Consider the following 311-nt stretch of genomic DNA (forward strand, 5'->3'; position numbering starts at 1 on the left):
AAATTCATCTCTTCCCATTTTAGCCGAAAAGTGTTTGCCAAAAATCAAATCATCACACGACAAGGTGAAACAGAAAATTTCCTTTCATTCATCGAAACCGGCATTATTCGGTTCTACATTCCTGATGATGAAAACGAGCTGACTTTCAACTTCAGTTTTGACAAAGAGTTTACTTGTGCCTACGACTCATTCTTGACACAAACGCCATCCCAATACGAATTACAGGCATTGACAGAAACCGTGGTTTGGCAGATTTCCTTTGAGGATTTACAAAAAGTCTATGCTCAAACCAAAGTCGGGAATTATTTGGG

General features: G+C 38.9%; 1 protein-coding gene. It reads left to right on the forward strand.

Annotated elements, in window-relative coordinates:
• Window positions 1–311 (forward strand): Crp/Fnr family transcriptional regulator (locus ABD873_RS13010; protein WP_345068987.1); only part of this gene is annotated, 311 nt, incomplete at both ends.

Source organism: Sphingobacterium thermophilum (assembly GCF_039541675.1).
GTDB lineage: Bacteria > Bacteroidota > Bacteroidia > Sphingobacteriales > Sphingobacteriaceae > Sphingobacterium > Sphingobacterium thermophilum.